6 protein-coding genes and 2 pseudogenes are annotated in these 7,368 nt (G+C 71.9%); 3 read left to right on the forward strand and 5 right to left on the reverse strand.

Going from position 1 to position 7,368, the window contains the following annotated elements:
- Positions 1–80: 80 nt before the first annotated feature.
- Positions 81–551, forward strand: a pseudogene (locus ABZ646_RS35550) (PAC2 family protein); the annotation flags it as partial.
- 100 nt (positions 552–651) lie between these two features.
- On the opposite strand, the gene mshC reads toward ABZ646_RS35550, so the two are convergent.
- From mshC to ABZ646_RS35570, 4 genes are all read right to left on the reverse strand, one after another.
- A complete protein-coding gene (mshC, locus tag ABZ646_RS35555; protein ID WP_360528430.1) occupies positions 652–1,881 on the reverse strand; it encodes a cysteine--1-D-myo-inosityl 2-amino-2-deoxy-alpha-D-glucopyranoside ligase in 1,230 nt (409 codons plus the stop codon).
- Positions 1,882–1,992: 111 nt separating this feature from the next.
- Positions 1,993–2,808, reverse strand: coding sequence for an SCO1664 family protein (locus ABZ646_RS35560; protein ID WP_360528433.1), 816 nt, complete (start codon positions 2,806–2,808; stop codon positions 1,993–1,995).
- Positions 2,772–3,362 carry a DUF3090 domain-containing protein gene (locus ABZ646_RS35565; RefSeq protein ID WP_360528436.1) on the reverse strand — a complete coding sequence of 197 codons (591 nt, stop codon included), beginning with the start codon at positions 3,360–3,362 and terminating at the stop codon, positions 2,772–2,774. The genes ABZ646_RS35560 and ABZ646_RS35565 overlap by 37 nt, the downstream gene beginning before the upstream one ends.
- Positions 3,363–3,454: 92 nt before the next feature.
- Positions 3,455–4,141, reverse strand: coding sequence for a histidine phosphatase family protein (locus tag ABZ646_RS35570; RefSeq protein WP_360528439.1), 687 nt, complete (start codon positions 4,139–4,141; stop codon positions 3,455–3,457).
- Positions 4,142–4,203: 62 nt separating this feature from the next.
- Between ABZ646_RS35570 and ABZ646_RS35575 the strand changes: the two are divergent.
- Positions 4,204–5,204, forward strand: a pseudogene (locus ABZ646_RS35575) (magnesium and cobalt transport protein CorA).
- A 294-nt stretch (positions 5,205–5,498) separates the two neighbouring features.
- Here ABZ646_RS35575 and ABZ646_RS35580 read toward each other — a convergent pair.
- Complete coding sequence (locus ABZ646_RS35580; protein ID WP_360528442.1) at positions 5,499–6,554, reverse strand: LLM class F420-dependent oxidoreductase; 1,056 nt, start codon at positions 6,552–6,554, stop codon at positions 5,499–5,501.
- Positions 6,555–6,700: 146 nt separating this feature from the next.
- On the opposite strand from ABZ646_RS35580, the gene ABZ646_RS35585 reads away from it, so the two are divergent.
- The coding region (locus tag ABZ646_RS35585; protein WP_360528445.1) for an aldo/keto reductase at positions 6,701–7,368 on the forward strand (668 nt) is incomplete at its 3' end.

Raw genomic sequence — 7,368 nt, forward strand, 5'->3', positions numbered from 1 at the left:
TCCGATCCCCCGACCGGGCGCTGTCCCCGGCGCGGCACCAGGTCGAGCAGGGGGCGGCGGTCTGATGAGCGCGCGCCGTCGTCTCCCAGCCGCCCAACCCGAAGGCCACGCTGGCCCTCCTGAACCGTCTGGAGGACCTGCTCGACCTGCGGATCCCGCTGGGCGAGCTGGCCGAGGACGCGCGTGCCTGGCAGGTGGGCGTGGACCAGCTGGCCGCCGAGGACAGCGAGGTCGCCGAGTACGTGCAGACGCTGGAGGAGGCCCGGGACACCGCGGAGCTGCCGGAGGCGTCCGGTGAGGCGATCGCCCGGGAGTTCGAGCGCTACCTGAGACGCCGGGACGTGGGGCCGCCCGGCGGCCACGCCACGGCGGACGGCGCCGACAGCGGGTCGTACCTGCGGGACAACCCGGGGGGTCCGGGTGGCAAGGGGCGGCCGCCGCGGGCGCCGAAGCCCGATGCACCCGGGAACGCGGGGGGTGCCGGGGACGGCGGGGACGTCGGGGACGTCGGGGAGGCCGGACCGAACGGCGAGGATTCTTCCGAGGACTGAGACAGGGGCGGTACGTGTCATGCGTACCGCCCCTGTCCACTCGGGTCTGTCGAGTGTCGGCCCCGCGCCCCTTCGGGTCGCGGGGCTGTCGGCGTCGGCTTTACAGGGCCACGCCCAGCAGGGCGTCCACCGCTCGGGACACGACCCCGGGTGCGCCCGTGTCCGTGCCGCCCTGCTCCTGCTGGAGGGCCGCCCAGCGGTCCACCGCCGCCAAGGCGGCGGGCGCGTCCAGGTCGTTGCTGAGGGCCTCGCGGATCTCCTCCACCAGGGTTTCGGCGGGCGGGCCGTCGGGGCGGGAGACCGCCGCGCGCCAGCGGGCGAGGCGCTCCTCGGCGTCCCGCAGCACCTGGTCGGTCCACTCCCAGTCGGTGCGGTAGTGGTGGGAGTGCAGTGCCAGCCGGATCGCCGCCGGGTCGACGCCGTCGTGGCGGAGCCGGGAGACGAAGACCAGGTTGCCCTTGGACTTGGACATCTTCTCGCCGTCGAGACCGACCATGCCGGCGTGCACGTAGGCCTTGGCCATCGGGAACTCACCGGTGAGCACCTGGGCGTGCGAGGCGCCCATCTCGTGGTGCGGGAAGGCCAGGTCGGAGCCGCCGCCCTGGACGTCGAAGGTCATGCCGAGGTGGTCGAGGGCGATGGCCACGCACTCGATGTGCCAGCCCGGGCGGCCACGGCCGAGGGAGCCGCCGTCCCAGCTGGGTTCGCCCTCGCGGGCGGCCATCCACAGCATCGGGTCGAGGGGGTTCTTCTTGCCGGGGCGGTCCGGGTCGCCGCCGCGCTCGGCGGACAGCAGCCGCATGGCGGCCGCGTCGAGGCCCGAGACCGTGCCGAAGTGGGGGTCGGAGCCGACCGAGAAGTAGATGTCGCCCTCGAGTTCGTAGGCGGCGCCGAGGTCGCGCAGTCGCTCGACCAGCGGCACGATGCCGGGTATCGCCTCGACCGCGCCTATGTAGTGCTGCGGCGGCAGCATCCTGAGGGCGGTCATGTCCTCGCGGAAGAGGGTCGTCTCCTGCTCGGCGAGGGCGACCCAGTCGACACCGTCGCGCTGCGCGCGTTCGAGCAGCGGGTCGTCGACGTCCGTCACGTTCTGGACGTAGTGCACCTGCCGCTTGGTGTCGAGCCACACGCGCTGGACCAGGTCGAACGCGTTGTAGGTCGCCGCGTGCCCCATGTGGGTCGCGTCGTACGGGGTGATGCCGCAGACGTAGATACGGGCGACAGGACCGGGGTCGAGGGTGACCGGACCGCCGGTCGCGGTGTCGTGGATCCTCAGGTCGCGGCCCTGACCAGGCAGGGCGGGGACCTCGGAAGCGGGCCAGGCATGCATGTACATGAGCGTAACCGGACCCGAGTTCGGTATACGAACCGGACCGGGCCGGATGACGAAGAAGGCACTCTTGATCTTGCGGCCGGGATGTGCTGTGCGGGCGGGGCGTTCCTAGACGGGCGGCCAGGGGATGGCGGGCCACTCGCCGCTGGGCTCCGGGTGCGTCCCGGCGCTGAGCAGCGCGTCGACACGCGCGCGCGTGGCGTCGAGTTCGGCGGCGGTGATCAGCTCGGCCAGCCGGGTCCCCAGGGCCCCGCCGAGGGCCTCCCGGAGCTCCGTGAGGGCCTCGACGGCCTCCCCGGTGAGGGGCTCGCCGGCCCAGCCCCACAGCAGGGTGCGCAGCTTGTTGTCGACGTTGAAGGTGACGCCGTGGTCGATTCCGTAGAGCCGGCCGTCGGCGGTGGGCAGCAGGTGGCCGCCCTTGCGGTCGGCGTTGTTGATCACGGCGTCGAGGACGGCGAGCCGGCGCAGCCGGATGTCGTCGGCGTGCACCAGCAGCGCGGTCTTCCCGTCGCCGACCTCGGCCAGTCCGATGGCCTTCCAGCCCGGTTCCGGCTCCTCGGCGTCCACCAGAGCCAGCAGTTCGGCGCCTTCCGGGTCGACGTCGATCCACAGCTGGCACATGCCCTCGCCGTACGGCCCGTCGCGCAGCACGGTCGGCGGGACCAGGTCCCACCCCAGCGCCTCGGAGACCTCGTAGGCGGCCACCTCGCGCTGGGCGAGGGTGCCGTCGGGGAAGTCCCACAGCGGGCGTTCCCCGGCGACCGGCTTGTAGACGCAGGACGTCTCCTCGCCGTCGTGCGCGACCGTGCAGAACAGCGCCGCGTTGGAGGCGTCGCGGATCCGCCCGCGTACCTTCAGCTCACCGTGGGCGAGCAGGCCGGCGGCGGTCACGCTCCGCGGCGGTATCCGTTCTGGCGCGGACATACGTGTCCTTCCGGGTCGAGCGGGAGGCTGCACAGCGGGCACGGCGGCCGCCCGGCGTTGACGACGTCCAGGGCGCGTTTGGCGAAGGCCCTGGCCTGCGCGCCGCTCAGCCGGACCCGCAGCATCGGGGGCCCGTTCTCCTCGTCCTGGAGGAGCCGCTCCTCGGCCTCGGCCAGGTCCTCCTCGGAGTCGGCGTCCAGCTCCACCAGGGCCTGCGCCTCGACGATCATGCGTTCTTCGTCGCCGTCCCAGGCGAGCGCCATGGTGCCGACGCGGAACTCCTCCTCGATGGGGGTGTCCAGCGGGGCGGTGTCGGTGATCTCGTTGGGCGCGACGGCGGGGACGGCCGCGCTGCCGCCGCTACGGCGTACGACCTCGTCGAGAAGTTCTTCCATGCGTTCGGCGAGCGCGGCGACCTGGGTCTTCTCCAGGGCCACGCTGGTCGTCCGGGGGCCGGCCGTGGCCTGGAGGAAGAACGTACGGCGTCCGGGCAGTCCGACCGTGCCCGCGATGAAGCGGTCCGGCGGATCGTAGAGGAACACCTGACGGGACACGTCCTGTCTCCATGGGAATCGGGGGTGCGTGGGAACGGGCGGCGGCTACTGGACCGCTTGCGTGGATCGCTTCACCCTACTGCGGTCGGCGATCACGGCGCGCCGGCACCGCCACCGACCGGTGCGTCCTCCCCGGGAGGTTCCTCGCGGGGGGCAAGGGAGGCGAAATCGCCGGTGTCCCCGAGACGAACGAGAAACGGCCTGAGGCGGGTGTAACGGATCGCCGTGATGGAACACGGTTCGACGGAGATCCGCTGGAAGAGGTCGAGATGAAGACCGAGTGCGTCCGCGACGAGGGATTTGATGATGTCACCGTGCGAGCACATGAGATAGACGGCGTCGGAACCGTGGTCGCGCTCCACACGCGCGTTCCACTCGCGTACCGCCTCGGCCGCGCGGGTCGCCATGGCCCGCATCGACTCGCCGCCGGGGAACGCGGCCGCCGACGGGTGCGCCTGCACGACGTCCATCAGCGGCTCGTCCTTGAGTTCGGTCAGTTTGCGGCCGGACCAGTCGCCGTAGTGGGCCTCCCCGATCCGCTCGTCGGTGTGGGCGGTGAGGTCGGGCCGGGCGTCGAGGAGCGGCCGGACCGTCTCCTGGCAGCGCTGCAGCGGGCTGGTGACGACCTCGGAGATCGGCAGGCCGGCCAGCCGGCCGGGCAGCGCGGCGGCCTGGGCGGCGCCGCGCTCGTCGAGGGCGACACCGGGCGTCCAGCCGGCGAGCAGCCCGGAGGTGTTGGCGGTGGACCGTCCGTGCCTTACGAGGATCAGCGTGGGCATGCGGCCCAGGGTAGGCGCAAGCCGAAGTGCGCCGGCGGGTGGGCGACGGGAGAATACGCTCCGTGATCGTCGACTGCGCCATCTACCGGGGCGGGGAGCGCGTGGAGACCCCGCAGGACTTCTCGGACGCCCTCGCGGAGGCACGCGCGCGTGGCGACGGTTTTCTGTGGATCGGCCTGTACGAGCCCACCGAGCGCGAGTTCGACCTGGTCACCGACGAGTTCGGGCTGCATCCGCTGGCCGTGGAGGACGCGCTCACCGCCCACCAGCGGCCCAAGCTGGATACGACGACTCGCTGTTCGTCGTCCTGAAGCCGGTGACGTACGAGACAAAGACCGACACGGTGACCTCCGGTGAGCTGATGATCTTCGTCGGGGACTCCTTCGTGGTCACCGTGCGCCACGGGACGCCGTCGCCGCTCGGGGACATCCGGCGGCATCTGGAGGAGCAGCACGAGCTGCTCAAGCACGGTCCCACGGGGGTGCTGTACTCGATCTCCGACGCGGTCGTCGACCACTACCTGGAGGTCGCGACCGAGTTGCAGAACGACCTGGAGGAGGTGGAGGCCGAGGTGTTCTCGCCGGGCGGCGGCGGTTCCCGGCACACCGCGTCCCGGATCTACTCCTTCAAGCGGCAGATCCTGGAGTTCCGCCGCGCGACCGTGCCGCTGGCCGTGCCGATGACCAAGCTGGCGGGGGCGGGTCCGTACGGCGGGGGCACGGCGGTGCCGTTCGTGCACGAGGCGGCGCGGCCGTTCTTCCGGGACGTCAACGACCATCTGCAGCGGGTGAACGAGGGGGTGGAGGCCCTGGACCGGCTGGTGTCCGACGTCCTCAGCGCCCATCTCGCGCAGATGAGCGTGCGGCAGAACGACGACATGCGGAAGATCTCCGCGTGGGCGGCGATGGCGGCGGTGCCCACGATGATCGCCGGTATCTACGGCATGAACTTCGACCACATGCCCGAACTGCACTGGCTCTGGTCGTATCCCGCGGTGATCCTGATCATGGCCGTGCTGGAGACCGTGCTGTACCGGCTGTTCAAGCGGCGCGGATGGATGTGAGCGATCCCGGTACCGGGCGTGGGCACCGGCTCAGGCTAACTCGGGGACGGCGGTCGCGGGGCCGTCCAGGGCGTTCCTGGACGTCCCGGTGGACACGGATCCCGGCGAGCGCACGCGCGCGCGGGGTGCGCCCCGCGCAGGGCTGTGCGGGCGGACTCGGCCGAAAGAGGGAGCACCGGGGTCACTCCGGGGGCGTAACCGCGCGGGCACCGGCGCGTTGTTCTCCGTGACGGCCGTGGCGGGGAAGACCCCCCGAGCCCCCACCACGGCCGCTGGACTCTCCCGCCGCGTCGCTCACGCGAGCCCGGCACGCTCCAGGGCCTCGGCGCCGGCCCGGAGCGAGGCGAGCCGCTCGTCCAGGGTGAAGCCGGCGGGGGCGAGGGACAGGGTGGTGACCCCGGCGGCCGCGTAGGCCTTCATCCGGTCGGCGATCCGCGCCACCGACCCGAGCAGCGTGGTCCGGTCGATCAGGTCGTGCGGTACGGCGGCCGCGGCGCCGTTCTTGTCCCCGGACAGGTACTTGTCCTGGATCTCTGCGGCCTCCTGCTCGTAGCCCATGCGCCGGGCGAGCTGGTTGTAGAAGTTCTGCCTGCGGCTGCCCATGCCGCCGACGTACAGCGCGGTGTACGGCCGGAAGGTGTCGGCGAGCGTGCTCACGTCGTTGTCGTCGCCGACGGCGAGCGGCAGCGTCGGGCAGATGTCGAACCCGTCGAGGGTCTTCCCGGCCTTCTCGCGCCCCGCGCGCAGGTACTTGACGGCCGTCTCCTCCAGATGCTCGGCGGAGGGGAAGATCAGCAGGGCGCCGTCGGCGATCTCGCCGGTCTGCTCCAGGTTCTTCGGCCCGATGGCGGCGATGTAGACGGGGATGTGCTCGCGCTCGGGGTGCACGGTCAGCCTGATCGGCTTGCCGGGGCCGCCGGGCAGCGGCAGCGTCCAGTGCTCACCCTCGTACGACAGCCGCTCGCGGGTCATCGCCCTGCGCACGATCTCCACGTACTCGCGGGTGCGGGAGAGCGGCTTGTCGAACTTGACGCCGTACCAGCCCTCGGAGACCTGCGGTCCGGAGACGCCGAGGCCGAGCCGGAACCGGCCGCCGGAGAGGGAGTCGAGGGTGGCGGCGGTCATCGCGGTCATCGCGGGCTGGCGGGCCGGGATCTGGAAGATCGCCGAGCCGACGTCGATGCGCTCGGTCTTGGCCGCGACCCAGCTGAGCACGGTGGCGGCGTCGGAGCCGTAGGCCTCGGCGGCCCAGCACACGGCGTACCCGAGCCGCTCGGCCTCCTGCGCCACGGCCAGATTGTCCCCGTCCATCCCGGCACCCCAGTAGCCAAGGTTGATCCCGAGCTGCATGGCCGATCCCCTTACCGATCAGTAACGTCACTGTCGCGAGAGACCTTAGCGTGCGCCGTCCCACGGCCGACCACCCCTGCGTCGCAGGGAAACCGGTTATCCACAGGCAACCCAACGCACCAACTCTGGCCAGTAATCTCGCGGACATGGAGCAGAGGCATCTCGGCCGTACCGGCCTGCGTGTGTCCAGAATCGGACTCGGCACCCTCACCTGGGGCCGGGACGTCGACGAGCACGACGCCGCGGACATGCTGAAGGCGTTCTGGGAGGCCGGCGGCACCCTCGTCGACACCGCGGACGTGTACGGCGACGGAGAGGCCGAGTACCTGCTCGGGCAGCTCATGGAAGGGCTGGTGCCCCGCCGGGACCTGGTCATCTCGACGAAGGCGGGCAGCGTCCCCGACCCGGACCGCCGCTTCGACGGCTCGCGCGGCCATCTGCTCGCCGCGCTGGACGCCTCCCTGGCCCGGCTGGGGACCGACCACGTCGACGTCTGGCACGTGCACGCCTACGATCCGGACACCCCGTTGGAGGAGACGCTGCAGGCGCTCGACCTGGCCGTCAGCAGCGGCCGGGCCCGTTATGCCGGGGTCTCCAACTTCTGCGGCTGGCAGCTCGCGAAGGCGGCCACCTGGCAGCTCGCGGCGCCCGGTACCCGCACCCGACTGGCCAGCACCCAGCTGGAGTACTCGCTGCTGCAGCGGGGCGTCGAGCGCGAGGTGCTGCCGGCGGCGCTCGACCTGGGCATCGGCCTGCTGCCGTCCTCGCCGCTCGGCCGGGGGGTGCTGACCGCGAAGTACCGCAACGCCACTCC

It is taken from the genome of Streptomyces sp. NPDC007162, assembly GCF_040634175.1.
Taxonomy (GTDB): Bacteria; Actinomycetota; Actinomycetes; order Streptomycetales; family Streptomycetaceae; genus Streptomyces.

Bases quoted from the DNA above. Each gene is read 5' to 3' on its own strand.
- mshC (WP_360528430.1), bottom strand. From the start codon at position 1,881: ATGCATGCCTGGCCCGCTTCCGAGGTCCCCGCCCTGCCTGGTCAGGGC.
- ABZ646_RS35560 (WP_360528433.1), bottom strand. From the start codon at position 2,808: ATGTCCGCGCCAGAACGGATACCGCCGCGGAGCGTGACCGCCGCCGGC.
- ABZ646_RS35570 (WP_360528439.1), bottom strand. From the start codon at position 4,141: ATGCCCACGCTGATCCTCGTAAGGCACGGACGGTCCACCGCCAACACC.
- ABZ646_RS35580 (WP_360528442.1), bottom strand. From the start codon at position 6,554: ATGCAGCTCGGGATCAACCTTGGCTACTGGGGTGCCGGGATGGACGGG.